The 13,819-nt window shown below is 73.3% G+C and carries 14 protein-coding genes; 3 read left to right on the forward strand and 11 right to left on the reverse strand.

The annotated features are described in order from the left end of the window. Positions 1-141 precede the first annotated feature (141 nt). Both ACFYW5_RS04225 and ACFYW5_RS04230 read right to left on the reverse strand, forming a co-directional pair. Entirely contained in the window at positions 142-837 is a 696-nt protein-coding gene (locus ACFYW5_RS04225) for a polysaccharide deacetylase family protein (protein ID WP_389415387.1), read from the reverse strand. After that, positions 834-1,757 carry a polysaccharide deacetylase family protein gene (locus tag ACFYW5_RS04230; protein WP_389415388.1) on the reverse strand — a complete coding sequence of 308 codons (924 nt, stop codon included), beginning with the start codon at positions 1,755-1,757 and terminating at the stop codon, positions 834-836. Before ACFYW5_RS04230 ends, ACFYW5_RS04225 begins: the two co-directional genes overlap by 4 nt. 90 nt (positions 1,758-1,847) lie before the next feature. On the opposite strand from ACFYW5_RS04230, the gene ACFYW5_RS04235 reads away from it, so the two are divergent. Further along, positions 1,848-3,008: a methyltransferase domain-containing protein gene (locus ACFYW5_RS04235; protein WP_389415389.1), complete on the forward strand. Its 1,161-nt coding sequence runs from the start codon at positions 1,848-1,850 to the stop codon at positions 3,006-3,008. Here the strand turns inward: ACFYW5_RS04235 and ACFYW5_RS04240 are convergent. The 5 genes from ACFYW5_RS04240 to ACFYW5_RS04260 form a co-directional block, all read right to left on the reverse strand. After that, positions 2,996-4,249, reverse strand: coding sequence for an RNA polymerase sigma factor (locus ACFYW5_RS04240; RefSeq protein WP_389415390.1), 1,254 nt, complete (start codon positions 4,247-4,249; stop codon positions 2,996-2,998). The two genes, ACFYW5_RS04235 and ACFYW5_RS04240, sit on opposite strands and share 13 nt — an antisense overlap. A 43-nt stretch (positions 4,250-4,292) precedes the next feature. After that, a complete protein-coding gene (locus ACFYW5_RS04245) occupies positions 4,293-4,649 on the reverse strand; it encodes a YciI family protein (protein WP_389415391.1) in 357 nt (118 codons plus the stop codon). Positions 4,650-4,746: 97 nt separating this feature from the next. Next, complete coding sequence (locus ACFYW5_RS04250; RefSeq protein WP_389415392.1) at positions 4,747-5,790, reverse strand: LCP family protein; 1,044 nt, start codon at positions 5,788-5,790, stop codon at positions 4,747-4,749. 73 nt (positions 5,791-5,863) lie between these two features. Beyond that, positions 5,864-7,216 (reverse strand): endo-1,4-beta-xylanase, encoded by a 1,353-nt coding sequence (locus ACFYW5_RS04255; RefSeq protein ID WP_389415393.1) that lies wholly within the window; start codon positions 7,214-7,216, stop codon positions 5,864-5,866. Between the two features lie 87 nt (positions 7,217-7,303). After that, positions 7,304-8,368, reverse strand: coding sequence for a LacI family DNA-binding transcriptional regulator (locus ACFYW5_RS04260; RefSeq protein WP_389415394.1), 1,065 nt, complete (start codon positions 8,366-8,368; stop codon positions 7,304-7,306). A gap of 121 nt (positions 8,369-8,489) precedes the next feature. Between ACFYW5_RS04260 and ACFYW5_RS04265 the strand changes: the two genes are divergently transcribed. Next, positions 8,490-10,784 carry a glycoside hydrolase family 3 N-terminal domain-containing protein gene (locus ACFYW5_RS04265; RefSeq protein ID WP_389415395.1) on the forward strand — a complete coding sequence of 765 codons (2,295 nt, stop codon included), beginning with the start codon at positions 8,490-8,492 and terminating at the stop codon, positions 10,782-10,784. An 18-nt stretch (positions 10,785-10,802) separates the two neighbouring features. Next, a complete protein-coding gene (locus ACFYW5_RS04270) occupies positions 10,803-11,318 on the forward strand; it encodes a hypothetical protein (protein WP_389415396.1) in 516 nt (171 codons plus the stop codon). Here the strand turns inward: ACFYW5_RS04270 and ACFYW5_RS04275 are convergent. From ACFYW5_RS04275 to tsaB, 4 genes are read right to left on the reverse strand one after another with little or no spacing between them, the layout of a single operon-like run. Further along, on the reverse strand, positions 11,269-11,526 hold the full coding sequence (locus ACFYW5_RS04275; RefSeq protein ID WP_389415397.1) for a hypothetical protein: 258 nt from the start codon (positions 11,524-11,526) through the stop codon (positions 11,269-11,271). The genes ACFYW5_RS04270 and ACFYW5_RS04275 overlap by 50 nt on opposite strands. Then, entirely contained in the window at positions 11,523-12,608 is a 1,086-nt protein-coding gene (tsaD, locus tag ACFYW5_RS04280; RefSeq protein WP_389415398.1) for a tRNA (adenosine(37)-N6)-threonylcarbamoyltransferase complex transferase subunit TsaD, read from the reverse strand. Before tsaD ends, ACFYW5_RS04275 begins: the two co-directional genes overlap by 4 nt. Then, positions 12,601-13,098: a ribosomal protein S18-alanine N-acetyltransferase gene (gene rimI / locus ACFYW5_RS04285; protein WP_389415638.1), complete on the reverse strand. Its 498-nt coding sequence runs from the start codon at positions 13,096-13,098 to the stop codon at positions 12,601-12,603. The genes tsaD and rimI overlap by 8 nt, the downstream gene beginning before the upstream one ends. Before the next feature lie 17 nt (positions 13,099-13,115). Further along, a complete protein-coding gene (gene tsaB, locus ACFYW5_RS04290; RefSeq protein ID WP_389415399.1) occupies positions 13,116-13,772 on the reverse strand; it encodes a tRNA (adenosine(37)-N6)-threonylcarbamoyltransferase complex dimerization subunit type 1 TsaB in 657 nt (218 codons plus the stop codon). Positions 13,773-13,819 lie beyond the last annotated feature (47 nt).

Below are 13,819 nucleotides of genomic sequence, written 5' to 3' on the forward strand. Positions count from 1 at the left end.
AGGTGGATCCGTCGTCGCGGGTGCCGGACCTGCCCGTCGCGTAGTTGGCACTCTCCAGTGGGGAGTGCCAGACCTGAGCCTATGACCGTGATTAGCACTCGGTCAAGCGGACTGCTAATGCCGACGGCTCGGCGCGGCGCGTCACAGGTAGTTCTCGAGCCTGCCGACCCTCAGTCCCCGCTCCCGGATCTCCCCCAGCAGCCGCCGTGTCCGCTCCACCAGCGGCACCCCCGTCGGGTCGTCCGAGGGCAGCGAGACGATGTCGCCGGGGCGCAGGCGGTGGGGGCCCCCGGTGTAGGTCAGCCGGCCGTCGCCGCCCATCGCCGCCCGCCACAGCACCACCGCCGAGATCCCGCAGCCGGCCGCCGCCCGGAGCGTGGTCGTGTCGTACGTGCCGTGCGGGGGGCGGAAGAGGCGGGGGCGGATGCCGAAGCGGGCGCGCAGCTTGTCCTGCTGGCCGCAGATCTCGGCGCGCTGTCCGGCGTACGGCAGGCCGCGCAGGGCCCGGTGGTCGAGGGTGTGGTTCTGGATCGACGCGCCCACCGACTGCAGCCGCGCGAAGTGGCCGTAGCCCGGGCCGACCACGCTGTCCGTGAGGAACATGGCGACCGGGAGCCGCCGCGCACGGACCAGGTCGACGAAGCGGGGGTCCTGCTCGGCGCCGTCGTCGTAGGTGAGGAAGACGACCCGGTCGTCGGTGGCGACGTGCCGCACGACCAGCGGCGCAAAGGCCCCGGGCGGCCCCGGGGCCGGCCGGTCCGAGGGGCCCGCGGCCTGGGCGCAGCCCGTCAGGAGGACGGCCGCCACCGCCCCGGCCAGCGGGCCCCGGGGCCTCACAGGTAGTCCTCGAGACGGGCCACCGCGTACCCCTCGGCGGTGATCCTGTCGAGGAACCGGCGGATCATGTCGGGCATGGTGCCCTTCCAGTGCTCCTTGCCCCGGAAGTGGCTGAGCACGATGTCGCCGGGGTGGATGTCCCGGTCCCACTCGCGGTACTCCCAGCGGTCGACGAAGACCTCCTCGTTCCACAGGGGCACGTGCGTGATGCCGCACGCCTTGGCGGCGCGCAGGGTGGCGGCGTTGTAGTTGCCGAAGGGCGGCCGGAAGAGGTCGGGCCGGGTGCCGTAGCGCTTCTCGATCACGTCCTGCATGCCGCAGATCTCGCGCTTCTGGCGGGCGTAGGACAGGCCGGGCATGAAGGGGTGATGGAGGGTGTGGTTGTGCAGGCCGACCCCTCGGTCGCGCATCCGCTTGAAGTAGGCGTAGTCCTCCTTGACCAGGTAGTCGCTGAGGAAGGCGGTGTACGGGATCCGCAGCTCGGTCATCATCCGCAGGAACGCCGGGTCCTTCTCGGCGCCGTCGTCGATGGTGAGGAAGACGATCTTCTGCTCGGTGGGGACGGTGGTGAAGACCGGCGGGAGGTCGCGTTCGGTGTGCCCGTCGACCTCGAAGCCCTTGCGGGTGGTGATCCTCGGCTTCTTCGCGGGCGGGGCGGGGGCTGTCAGCGGGACCTTGGCCAGGCCCCAGCGCTTCGCGGCGGCGGCCCGGGCCGCGGCGGTGGCGCGCAGCTTGGTGGCGTAGGAGTCCAGGGCGCGGGCGGGCGGTGCCAGGAGGGGCTGCTGGCCGGGGGCCGGGCGGGACGCGGCGCCCTGGGTGCAGCCGGAGGCGATGGCGGCGACGGCGAGCACGGCGATTCCGCCGCGGATCCGGGCCCCTCGAACGGACCGTTTCTTATCATTTTGTCCTACTACTCGCATGGGGTCGGATCCTCCCAGGCACCCCCTCCGACACCCGGCCGACACCGCCGCCGCGGGCGCACCGTCCACCGACTGGCCCACAATGACCCGGTGAACGACCTCGCTCCCCTCCTCACCCCCGAGGGCCGCGCCCTCCTCGACGCGGTGCGTGGCACCGCCCCCGCCGACGAACTCGCGGTCGCCACCCGGCTGCGCCGGGACCACCCCGCCGGCCTGGTGTCGGCGGCGCTCGGCCAGGCGCGGCTGCGGCAGCGGGCGGAGGCCAAGTTCGGCGCCGAGGACGCGGGGCGGATGTTCTTCACGCCGAACGGCGTCGAGCAGTCGACGCGGGCGAGTGTGGCCGCGTACCGGGCCGGGCGCCTGCGGGACCTCGGCGTCACCTCCGTCGCGGACCTGTGCTGCGGGATCGGCGGGGACGCGGTCGCGCTGGCCCGGGCCGGGATCCGGGTGCTGGCGGTGGACCGGGACCCCCTGACGGCGGCCGTCGCCCGCGCCAACGCCGACGCGCTCGGGCTCGCCGGCCTCATGGAGGTGCGCGAGGCGGACGTCACGGAGGTCGACACGGCCGGTTACGACGCCGTGTTCGTCGATCCGGCGCGGCGCGGCGGCCGGGGCCGCATCTTCGATCCCGAGGCGTACTCGCCTCCCCTGTCCTGGGCCGTCCAGGCGGCCCTCAGGGCCCCGCACGCCGCCCTGAAGGTCGCGCCCGGCATCCCGCACGAGGCCGTGCCGGAGGGCGCCGAGGCCGAGTGGATCTCGGACGGCGGGGACGTCAAGGAGGCGGTGCTGTGGTTCGGCACCGAGCCGGGCGCCGTCCGCGCGACCCTGCTCCCCGGCCCGCGTACCCTCCTCGGCCGGGGCCTGCCCGACCCCGCCGTCCGGCCCGTCGGGCGGTACCTGTACGAGCCCGACGGCGCCGTCATCCGGTCCCATCTGGTCGCCGAGGTCGCCGAGGCGGTGGGCGGCGGGCTCATCGACGCGACCATCGCCTACATCACCGGCGACGACCTGCGCCCGACGCCCTTCGCGACGCCCTACGAGATCACCGATCGACTCCCCTTCAACGTCAAGAAGCTGAAGGCCCTGCTACGGCAGCGCGAGGTCGGCGTCCTCACCGTCAAGAAGCGGGGGTCCGCCGTCGAGCCGGAGGAGTTGCGCCGGAAGGTCAAGCCGCAGGGACCGAACGCGGCGACGGTGTTCCTGACCCGGGTGCGGGGCGCGCCCACCATGCTGGTCGGTCACCCGCTCTGAGCCGCCCTGCGCAGCAGCAGCTCCCGCTCCCGCTCGTTGCGCGTCAGGGAGGCCGCGCGGGCGAACTCCGCGCTCGCCTCCGCCGTACGGCCGAGGCGGTGGAGCAGGTCGCCGCGGACGCTCGGCAGCAAGTGGTAGTCGCGCAGGGCGGGTCCGGCGCCGAGGGCGTCGACGATCTCCAGGGCCTCGGCCGGGCCCTCGGCCATCGACACCGCCACGGCCCGGTTGAGTTCGACGACCGGGGAGGGGGCCCGGGCGGCGAGCAGGGCGTAGAGGGTGGCGATGCTCTTCCAGTCGGTCTCCTCGTAGCGGTAGGCGTGGGCGTGGCAGGCGGCGATGGCGGCCTGGAGGGTGTACGGGCCCGGGGTGCCGGCGGTGTCCGTGCGGGCCAGGGCCTCGATGCCGCGGGCGATCAGCATGCGGTTCCAGCGGCGGCGGTTCTGGTCCTTGAGGAGGACCGGCTCGCCGTCCGGTCCGGTGCGGGCGGCGAGCCGGGACGCCTGGAACTCCAGCAGGGCGGTGAGGCCGTGGACTTCGGGCTCCTTCGGCATCAGGGCGGAGAGCACGCGGGCCAGGCGCAGGGCGTCCTCGCACAGCGACGGGCGCAGCAGGTCGTCGCCCGCGGTGGCGGCGTACCCCTCGTTGAAGATCAGGTAGATGACGTCCAGGACGGAGCCGAGGCGGGCCTCGCGGTCGGCGCCGTAGGGGACTTCGAAGGCGACGTTCCTGGTGGCGAGGGTGCGTTTGGCGCGGACGATGCGCTGGGCGACCGTCGGTTCGGGGACCAGGAAGGCGCGGGCGATCTCGGCGGTGGTCAGGCCGCCGAGCAGACGCAGGGTGAGGGCGATGCGAGCTTCGGTGGACAGCACCGGGTGGCAGGTGGTGAAGACCAGCCGGAGCAGGTCGTCGTCGATGTCGTCCGGCCCCGCGGGCTCGACGGGCAGGACCGTGCTGTCCAGCGTGCGGCCGATCTCGGCCAGTTTGCGGGCGTAGTTCTCGCCGCGCCGGACCAGGTCGACCGCGCGGCGCCGGGCGGTGGTCATGAGCCAGGCGCCCGGGTTGTCGGGCACCCCGTCCCGGGGCCACTGCTCCAGCGCGGCGACCAGGGCGTCCTGCGCGAGCTCCTCGGCGATTCCGATGTCGCGGACGACGCGGGCGACGGCGGCGACGATCCTCGGGGACTCGATCCGGAAGACGGTCTCGACGGCGCCGCGGGGGTCCGCGGTGGGCTGTGAAGTCACAGCCCACCATGCAACACCCCCGCGCGGCCGGGACCAAGGGGGATCAGCCCTCGGCGATCTCGCGGACCTCGCAGGTGACCGTCCAGTGCGGCTCGTGGACCTTCAGGAAGCGGGTCGTCCACTCGATCGCCTCGGCCCGGTCCTTGCACTGCATCAGGGCGTACCCGCCGATGACCTCCCTGGCCTCGGTGAAGGGTCCGTCCGTGACGGACGTCCGGCCGCCCTCGTAGTGGACCCGCACGCCCTGGGCCGTCGGCGTCAGTCCGGCCGTGTCGAGCAGCACCCCGGCCTTCGTCATCTCCTCGATCAGCTCCCCCATGCGCTGCATCAGGTCGGCGCTGGGGCCCTCGGCGGGGGCGGTCTTCTCGTCGATCTGCACGAGCGACAGGTAGCGGGGCATGGTGGCTCCTCGGATCGGACGGCCGGTCCTTCCCGGCCTCTCACCCCTGCGTCGAACGGCGACCGCCCGGATCGACACCTCCCCGAAAAAAAATTTCTCAGCGCAGCGATTCCCACAGCTCGCCCGCCTCCGGCTCCCGCGCCACCACCCGGTTGGAGTCCTGGGGCGCCGGTACGACGGGCAGGGTCACCGTCCGCACCGCGTCCGCCGAGAGCGCCTCCAGGCTCCGGCCGAGGCGGGTCAGCTCGGTCAGCGAGTCCAGTCCGGTGTCGGTGGTGAGGCTGCCGGTCACCGCGTCGGCGACCCGGTAGACCTTCGCGGGGTCGGTGAGCAGCTCGGTCGCGGAGATCCGCGCCAGCAGCGCCTTCACCAGCTGCTGCTGCAGGGCTATCCGCCCCAGATCGCTGCCGTCGCCTATGCCGTGCCGGGTGCGGGCCAGGGCCAGGGCCTGCTCGCCGTCGAGATGGTGGGTGCCCGCCTCCAGGGTGAGGTGGCTGTCCTCGTCGTCGATGTCCTCCTCGGTGGTGACCGTGACCCCGCCGAGCGCGTCCACCAGCTTCGCGAACCCCGCGAAGTCGATCTCGATGTAGTGGTCCATGCGGACGTCCGTCATCGACTCGACCGTCTTGACCGCGCACACCGGCCCGCCCACCGCGTAGGCGCTGTTGAACATCGCCGCGGAGACGGCCGGGGTGGAGCCGCCGTCCTCCAGCGGGCAGGCGGGGCGGGGGACGAGGGTGTCCCGGGGGATGCTCACCACCGTCGCCCCGGAGCGTCCCGCGTCGAGGTGGACCACCATCGCCGTGTCGGAGCGGGCGCCGGTGCTGTCGCCGCCGCCGAGCGCCTGGTTCTCCGCGCCGCTGCGCGAGTCGGAGCCGAGGACCAGGATGTTCAGCGACTCGGTCGGCAGCTCCTCCGCGGCGGCCGTGGCCGACGGGGTGGCCTTCGCCGGCCGGTTGTCGCCGAGCGCGCTGTTGATGTCGACGCTGTGGATGTTGCCGTTGAGCTGCCAGTACGCCCACCCCGCAGCGGCGGCGGCCAGCACCACGACGCCCGCGAGGGTGAGGCCGGCGGCCTTGAGCGCTCTCGACCGCCGGCCCACTGTGCTGCCCTCGTCCCCGCTCGCCTCGTCTCCGGTCACGGACAGGAACGTAAGTCCGAATTATGACAACGAGCGTGCCGGGGACCATTTTCTTCGGAAATTCTCAGACTTCTCAGCCCAGGGTCACCACCGGCACCGGATTGCTCCCGCTCCAGGACGCGTTGAACCCGAAGGTCACCGAACCCCCGTTCGGCACGGTCCCGTTGTAGGAGGCGTTGGAGCAACTGACCGCGGCGCCCGACTGGGTGCAGGTCGCGTTCCAGGACTGGCTGATCCGCTGCCCGGCGCCATAGGCCCAGGTCGCCTTCCAGGACGACAGCGAGGCCCCGTCGCAGGCGATGCGCACCTGGCCGGTGAACCCGGAGTTCCACTGGCTGACGACGCTGTACGTGGCCTTGCAGGCGCCCGTCGGCGGTGTCGTCGTACCGCCGAGGGCCTCAGCGATGGCGTGGTACGCCGGTTTCGGCGCGAAGTTCTCGTCGTACGGGGTCGCCGCGCCCTGCCCGGGGAAGGTGTCCGGGATCCAGGAGTCGGAGTCGGTGAAGCCCCAGACGGTGACGCCGACACAGCGGGCCACGGCCACACAGGCGCTGACCACCTGCTTGTACTCGGTGGCTTGCTGGGCGAGCTCGGCGCTGTCCGCGGGCAGGTTGATCCGGATGTCCAGCTCGGTGATGGCCACGTCGACGCCGAGGTCGGCGAAGCGCTGGATGTTCTGCTGGAGCGTGGACGGCACCTGGCCGAGGATGAGGTGGGCCTGGAGTCCGACGCCGTCGATCGGGACGCCGCGCTCCTTCAGCGACTTGACCAGGTTGTACAGGGCCGTGGACTTCGCGTTGACGCCCTCGACGTTGTAGTCGTTGATGTACAGCTTGGCGCTCGGGTCGGCGGCGCGGGCCGCGGTCAGCGCCTGGGCGATGTAGTCGGCACCGAGGCCGTTGTACCAGAGCGTCTGCCGGTAGGTGCCGTCCTCGTTGAACGGCTCGTTCACCACGTCCCAGGTGGCGAGCCGCCCCTTGTACCGGCCCACCTCGGTGGCGATGTGGTCGGTCATGAGCTGCCGCAACTGGGCCGCCGTCCAGGTGCCGTTGGTCAGCCAGCCCGGGTTCTGGCTGTGCCAGACCAGGGTGTGGCCGCGCACCTCCTGGCCGTTGGCCTCGGCGAACGCGACGATCCGGTCGGCCTCGGCCCAGTTGAAGCTGCCGCGCGCGGGCTCGACCGACTCCCACTTCATGGCGTTGCCGGGGGTGAGCGCGTTGAACTCACGGGCCGCGATCTCGCCGTAGGTGCCGGTGAGTTTGGAACCGGTGACGGCGGTGCCGATGACCTTGCCCTTGGCGGCGGCGAGGTCGCGCAGCGGTGCATCGGCGGCCTGCGCGACGGGTGCCGCGAGCAGCAGGCCGCCGAGCATCGCGACGCCCGTGAGGAGTGAAGCCAGGGTGGAGCCCGTTCTCAGCGATCTCATTGCGGGTGCCTCCGAAAGTTTCGGCCGTACAACCGACTGGCTTCGGGCAGTGTGGAGGCGGTACGGGACCCCGTCAATACGTTCCCGCTAATCGGCGGGCGGCGCTCCCGTACTGCTGCGCACCACCAGGCTCGTGGCCAGCTCCACCCGGGTCGCCGCCGGATCACCGTCCTGCTTGGCCAGGTCCAGCACCAGCCGGGCGGCCGCCTCCGCCATCTCGGTCAGCGGCTGCCGTACGGTCGTCAGCGGCGGCCCGACCCAGCGCGCCACCGGCAGATCGTCGAAGCCCACCACGCTCAGGTCCTCCGGGATGCGCAGCCCCAGTTCGCGCGCGGCCTCGTACAGGCCGAGCGCCTGGAGGTCGTTGCCGGCGAAGACCGCGGTCGGCCGGTCCGGTCCGCGCAGCAGCTTCAGGCCCTCGCGGTAGCCGGTCTCGTGGTGGAAGTCGCCGGGCCGGATCAGCGCCGGGTCGACCGGCAGCCCGGCCGTCTCCAGTGCGGCCCGGTAGCCGTCGAGCCGGGCGCGGCTGCACATCATCCGCGAGGGGCCGGTGATGGCGCCGATCCGGGTGTGCCCGAGCTCGACCAGATGCCGGGTGGCGGCGAGCCCGCCCTGCCAGTTGGTGGCGCCGATGGAGGGCACGTCGGCGCCGGGGTCGCCGGCCGGGTCCATCACCACGAACGGGATGGAACGGCTCATGAGCAGCGCGCGCTGGGAGTCGTCGAGGCCGGACAGCACCAGGATCACCCCGTGCGGACGCCGGGCGGCGACCTGGTCGGCCCAGGTCCGCCCGGGCGTGAGCCGTCCCGCGCTCTCGCTGAGCACCACGCTCAGCCCGGCGTCCCGGGCGACGTTCTCCACCCCGCGGATGACCTCCATCGCCCAGGCGCTCTCCAGCTCGTGGAAGACCAGGTCGATCAGCGGCGATCGGCTCGCCTCGGCGCGCCGGCGCCGGTAGCCGTGGGCGCGCAGCAGTTCCTCGACCCGGCTGCGGGTGGCGGGAGCGACATCGGCTCTGCCGTTGAGGACCTTCGAAACAGTCGGCGCCGAGACGCCGGCCTCCCGGGCGATCTCGGCGAGCGTCGCGCTCTGCGCGGACCGACCTGTCGCGCGGGCTGTCGTCCGCGTTTCCGCGGGCTCGGAGGGTGTCATGGCGGCGATCGTATCCCTGCGCCCCCTCTTGACGAACCCTTCCCGCCGCCCCTAGGTTCCCGGAACATTCGAGGTGAACAACGAAACATTCGCGAGAGGCATCCGCCCCGACAGGAGTTCCATGACGACCGCCCCCTGGCGCGACCCCGCCCTGCCCGCCTCCGCCCGCGTCGACGACCTGCTCTCCCGGATGACTCTGCAGGAGAAGACCGCCCAGCTCTACGGCGTGTGGGTGGGCGCCGCCACGGACGGCGACGGGGTCGCCCCGCTGCAACGCGAGATGACCGCCGAGTACGACTGGGACGAGCTGATCACCCACGGCCTCGGCCAGCTCACCCGCTCCTTCGGCACCGCCCCCGTGGACCCGGCGCTCGGCGCGCAGGCGCTGGCCCGCGCCCAGCGCCGGATCGCGGCCGCCGGACGCTTCGGCATCCCCGCCGTCGCCCACGAGGAGTGCCTGGCCGGGTTCACCACCTGGCGGGCCACCGCCTACCCGGTGCCGCTGGCCTGGGGAGCGAGCTTCGACGCCCCGCTGGTCGAGGAGATGGCCCGGCGGATCGGCGAGGACCTGCGCTCGGTCGGCGTCCACCAGGGCCTCGCACCCGTCCTGGACGTCGTCCGCGACCCGCGCTGGGGACGGGTCGAGGAGACGATCGGCGAGGACCCGTATCTGACCGGCACCATCGGCACCGCCTATGTGCGGGGCCTGGAGTCCGCCGGGGTGATCGCCACCCTCAAGCACTTCGCCGGGTACGCCTCCTCGGCGGGCGCCCGCAACCTCGCGCCGGTGCGGGCGGGGGTGCGCGAGTTCGCCGACGTGACGCTGCCGCCGTTCGAGATGGCGCTGCGCGAGGGCGGGGCGCGCAGTGTGATGGCGGCGTACACCGAGACCGACGGCGTCCCCGCCTCGGCGGACCCCGGTCTGCTCACCGAACTCCTGCGCGAGCAGTGGGGGTTCACCGGCACGGTCGTGGCCGACTACTTCGGCATCGGCTTCCTGCGGTCGCTGCACCGCGTGGCGGGCACCGACGCCGAGGCGGCGCACGCGGCCCTCGCCGCCGGGATCGACGTGGAACTGCCGAGCCTGAAGTGCTACGGCAAGCCGCTCCTGGACGCCGTCCGCGCGGGCGAGATCCCCGAGGAGCTGGTGGACCGGGCGGCTCGCCGCGTCCTGCTCCAGAAGTGCGAACTGGGCCTGCTGGACGAGGACTGGGACCCGGAACCCGCCGAGCGCATCGACCTCGACTCCCCCGCCAACCGCGCCCTGGCCCGGCGGCTGGCCGAGGAGTCGGTGGTGCTGCTGGACAACCCGGACGGGCTGCTGCCGCTGGCCCCGGACACCCGGATCGCGGTCGTGGGGCCCCGCGCCGCGGACGCCCTGGCGATGCTGGGCTGCTACTCCTTCCCCTCCCATGTCCTCACCCACCACCCCGACGTCCCGATGGGCATCGGCATCCCGACCGTCCTGGAGGCGCTGCGCACCGAACTCCCCGACGCGAAGGTGACGTTCGCCGAGGGCTGCGGGGTCTCCGACCCCGATCTCGCGGGCTTCGAGGAAGCGGTCGCGCGGGCGTCCGAGGCGGATGTCTGCCTCGCCGTGCTGGGCGACCGGGCGGGCCTGTTCGGCCGCGGCACCTCGGGCGAGGGCTGCGACGTGAGCGACCTGCGACTGCCGGGCGTGCAGGGCGAGTTGCTGGACGCGCTGGTGGCGACGGGCGTCCCGGTCGTGCTGGTCCTGCTCACCGGCCGCCCCTACGCGCTCGGCCGCTGGCACGGCCGCCTGGGCGCGGTCGTCCAGGCCTTCTTCCCCGGCGAGGAGGGCGGCCCGGCGGTCGCCGGAGTGCTCTCGGGCCGGGTGAACCCCTCCGGACGCCTCCCGGTGAGCGTCCCGCGGGCACCGGGCGGGCAGCCGTGGACGTATCTCCAGCCGCCGCTGGGCCTCGCGGGCGAGGTCAGCAACCTGGACCCGACCCCGCTGTACGCGTTCGGCCACGGACGCTCGTACACCCGCTTCGCCTGGGAGTCCGACGCGGCGGACACGGAGATCGGCACGGACGGCTCGTACGAGATGAGCGTGACCGTCCGCAACACCGGCGACCGCGCGGGCGCGGAGGTCGTGCAGCTGTACCTGCACGATCCGGTGGCCTCGGTGACCCGTCCGGACGTCCGGCTGATCGGCTACCAGCGGCTGGAGCTGGCACCCGGCGAGGCCCGGCAGGTGACCTTCCGCTTCCACGCGGACCTGTCGGCCTTCACGGACCGCTCGCACGCGAAGGTGGTCGAACCCGGCGTGCTGGAACTACGGTTGGGCACGTCCAGCGCGGAGACACTGCACTCGGCACGCCTGACCCTGACCGGCCCGCCGCGGACGCTCGGCCCCGACCGGCGGCTGGTCTGCGAGACGGTGGTGTCCTGACCCCTGGGGAGGGGCCGGATGGACCGCTACGTCCACCACGAACTGCGGTCCGTCGGCACGGCGTCGGCCGCCGTCGCGGTCTGTGTGCCGGTGACGGCCGGGGTCCACGGGGCGCCGCTCGACGCGGGCGGGCTGGGGCTGTTCGCGGCCGGTCTCCTCGGGTTCGCGGTGCTGTTCACGCTCGCGCAGGCGTCCCGGATCAGATGGCTGAGCGAGGTGCTGGACTTCGAGGCGGCGGAGCCCCTGGCAACGCCGCCCGCCGCGGCGTCCTCGCTCCGGCATCCGGTCAACTGGTGGCTGTTCACCGTGATGACGGCCGGGACGCTCGGCGCCGCGCTCGCCTGGGAGCCCGCCGCGGCCCTGTTCCCGCTGTGGCCGGCGGCGGCCTGGCTGGGCCAGGCCTGGCTGGCCGCCGGCTGGGAGCGCCGCCACGGCAAGGTGCTGTGGCGGGGCCACGACCCCGACCGGCCCTGGCGTCTGGCGGTCAGCCCTCGTCCACTGCCTCGAACCGCCACCGGTGCACCGCCCGAGTGACCAGCTCACCGTCCGGCTCGGGCAGTTCCGGCAGTACGGCGTCGTAGTCGCCGTCCCACCAGGTGATGACCAGCACCCGGTCCCCCGGGGCCCGGAAGGTCTCCCGGCGCAGCGGAGGCTCGGCGAGCCGCTGCCGGGCGACCCAGGCCAGCAGCTCCGCGCCCCGGCCCTCGGCCGCCCGCGCCTCCCACATCAGCGCGACCGTCACGGGTAGAGGTTCCCCTTGCTGACCTCGTGCACATGGTCGTGTGCCGGCACGTGCGGGTCGGTCACCGGCAGCGAGGAGTCGGCGGACAGGTCCCAGCCGGAGGCCGGCCGGCCCCGCGCGACCATCTCCGCGCCGAGCGCGGCGACCATGGCGCCGTTGTCCGTGCACAGCTTCGGACGCGGCACCCGCAGCCGGATCCCGGCCGCCTCGCAGCGCTCCTGGGCCAGCACCCGGAGCCGGGAGTTGGCTGCCACCCCGCCGCCGATCATCAGGTGGTCGACGCCCTCGTCCTTGCAGGCCCGCACGGCCTTGCGGGTCAGCACGTCCACGACCGCCTCCTGGAAGGAGGCCGCCACGTCCCGCACCGGCACGTCCTCCCCCGCGGCCCGCTTGGCCTCGATCCAGCGGGCCACGGCCGTCTTGAGACCGGAGAAGGAGAAGTCGTACGCCGGATCGCGGGGCCCGGTGAGCCCGCGCGGGAAGGCGATGGAGCCGGGGTCGCCCTCGCGCGCGTACCGGTCGATGACCGGGCCGCCGGGGAAGCCCAGGTTCAGCACCCGGGCGATCTTGTCGAAGGCCTCGCCGGCCGCGTCGTCGATGGTGGCGCCCATCGGCCGGACGTCGGAGGTGATGTCGCTCGACAGCAGCAGGGAGGAGTGCCCGCCGGACACCAGCAGCGCCATCGTCGGCTCGGGCAGCGGGCCGTGCTCCAGCTGGTCCACGCAGATGTGCGAGGCGAGGTGGTTCACGCCGTAGAGCGGCTTGCCGAGCGCGTAGGCGTACGCCTTCGCCGCCGAGACCCCGACGAGCAGGGCACCGGCGAGGCCGGGACCGGCGGTCACGGCGATCCCGTCCAGGTCGCGGGCGGTGATGCCCGCTTCCTTCAGCGCGCGTTCGATGGTCGGCACCATCGCTTCCAGATGGGCCCGGGAGGCGACCTCGGGGACCACGCCGCCGAAGCGGGCGTGCTCGTCGACGCTGGACGCGATGGCGTCGGCCAGCAGGGTCGTCCCGCGCACGATGCCGACGCCGGTCTCGTCGCAGGAGGTCTCGATCCCCAGCACCAGGGGTTCGTCAGCCATGGATCTCTGTTCCTTGTTCTGAGGCGGGACCCGTGGCGGAGCCGCCCGTGGAGTCGGTGTTCAGGCGCATCACGAGGGCGTCCACATTGCCCGGCTGGTAGTAGCCGCGCCGGAACCCGATGGCCTCGAAGCCGTAGCGCTCGTAGAGCTTCTGGGCGCGGACGTTGTCGATCCGGCACTCCAGCATCACTTCGGCGCAGTCGAAGGCGGTGGCCGCCCGCAGCAGCTCGGTCAGCAGCCGCCCGCCGAGGCCGGTGCCCCAGTGGTCGCGGGCGACGGCGATGGTCTGGATGTCGGCGAGGTCGCCGGAGGCGGAGAGGCCGGCATAGCCGACGATCCGCTCGCCCGCGACGGCCACGAGATACCGCCGGGTCGCCCCGGCACCGCGTGCGTGGGCCAGCTCGGACCAGAACATCCCGCGGGACCAGGCGTCCTCGGGGAAGAGGTCCTTCTCCAGCTCCAGCACCGGATCGATGTCCCACCAGCGCATCTCGCGCAGCACCGCTGTCACTTGGGGGTGACCACCTTGTAGTTCTTGGGGACCTGGGCGTCGGGCCTGCGCAGGTAGAGCGGTCTGGGCGCGGGGAGTTCCTCGCCCGCCGCCAGCCGCTCGGCGGCCAGCGCGGCGAGGGCCGCCGCCGACACGTGCTCGGGTTCGTGGGCGCGCGGGAAGGTCTCGGGGTACAGCAGCGCCCCGGCCCCGACCGCGGGCAGGCCCGCGACCCGCTCGGCGATCTCGGCGGGCCGGTCGACCGCCGGGTCGGTCAGGCGGGTGCGGGAGTCGGCGTACGTGGCCCAGTAGACCTCCTTGCGCCGGGCGTCGGTGGCCACCACGAAGGGGCCCTCGGCGATGTCGGCGGCGTAGGCGAGGCCGTCGAGGGTGCACACCCCGTGCACGGGGACGCCGAGCGCGAGCCCGAAGGTGTCGGCGGTCATCAGACCGACCCGCAGCCCGGTGTACGGGCCGGGTCCGGTCCCTACGACGACGCCGGTGACGGCGTCGAGCTTCAGCCCCGCCTCGGCGAGCACACGGTCGACGGCCGGCAGCAGCAGTTCGCCGTGCCGGCGGGCGTCCACCTGGCTCGACGAGGCGATGACGTCCGTGCCGTCGTGCAGCGCGACGGTGACGGCGGGCGTGGCGGTATCCAGAGCGAGCAAGAGCACGCAAACAGCCTACGGCTCCCCGCGCCGCCGCACGGCCGCCCGGGAGG

This window comes from Streptomyces sp. NPDC002779 (assembly GCF_042888685.1).
Taxonomy (GTDB): domain Bacteria; phylum Actinomycetota; class Actinomycetes; order Streptomycetales; family Streptomycetaceae; genus Streptomyces.

Bases quoted from the DNA above. Each gene is read 5' to 3' on its own strand.
- ACFYW5_RS04255 (WP_389415393.1), bottom strand. From the start codon at position 7,216: ATGAGATCGCTGAGAACGGGCTCCACCCTGGCTTCACTCCTCACGGGC.
- ACFYW5_RS04260 (WP_389415394.1), bottom strand. From the start codon at position 8,368: ATGACACCCTCCGAGCCCGCGGAAACGCGGACGACAGCCCGCGCGACA.
- ACFYW5_RS04230 (WP_389415388.1), bottom strand. From the start codon at position 1,757: ATGCGAGTAGTAGGACAAAATGATAAGAAACGGTCCGTTCGAGGGGCC.
- rimI (WP_389415638.1), bottom strand. From the start codon at position 13,098: ATGCGCTGGTGGGACATCGATCCGGTGCTGGAGCTGGAGAAGGACCTC.
- ACFYW5_RS04265 (WP_389415395.1), top strand. From the start codon at position 8,490: ATGACGACCGCCCCCTGGCGCGACCCCGCCCTGCCCGCCTCCGCCCGC.
- tsaD (WP_389415398.1), bottom strand. From the start codon at position 12,608: ATGGCTGACGAACCCCTGGTGCTGGGGATCGAGACCTCCTGCGACGAG.
- ACFYW5_RS04245 (WP_389415391.1), bottom strand. From the start codon at position 4,649: ATGCCCCGCTACCTGTCGCTCGTGCAGATCGACGAGAAGACCGCCCCC.
- ACFYW5_RS04270 (WP_389415396.1), top strand. From the start codon at position 10,803: ATGGACCGCTACGTCCACCACGAACTGCGGTCCGTCGGCACGGCGTCG.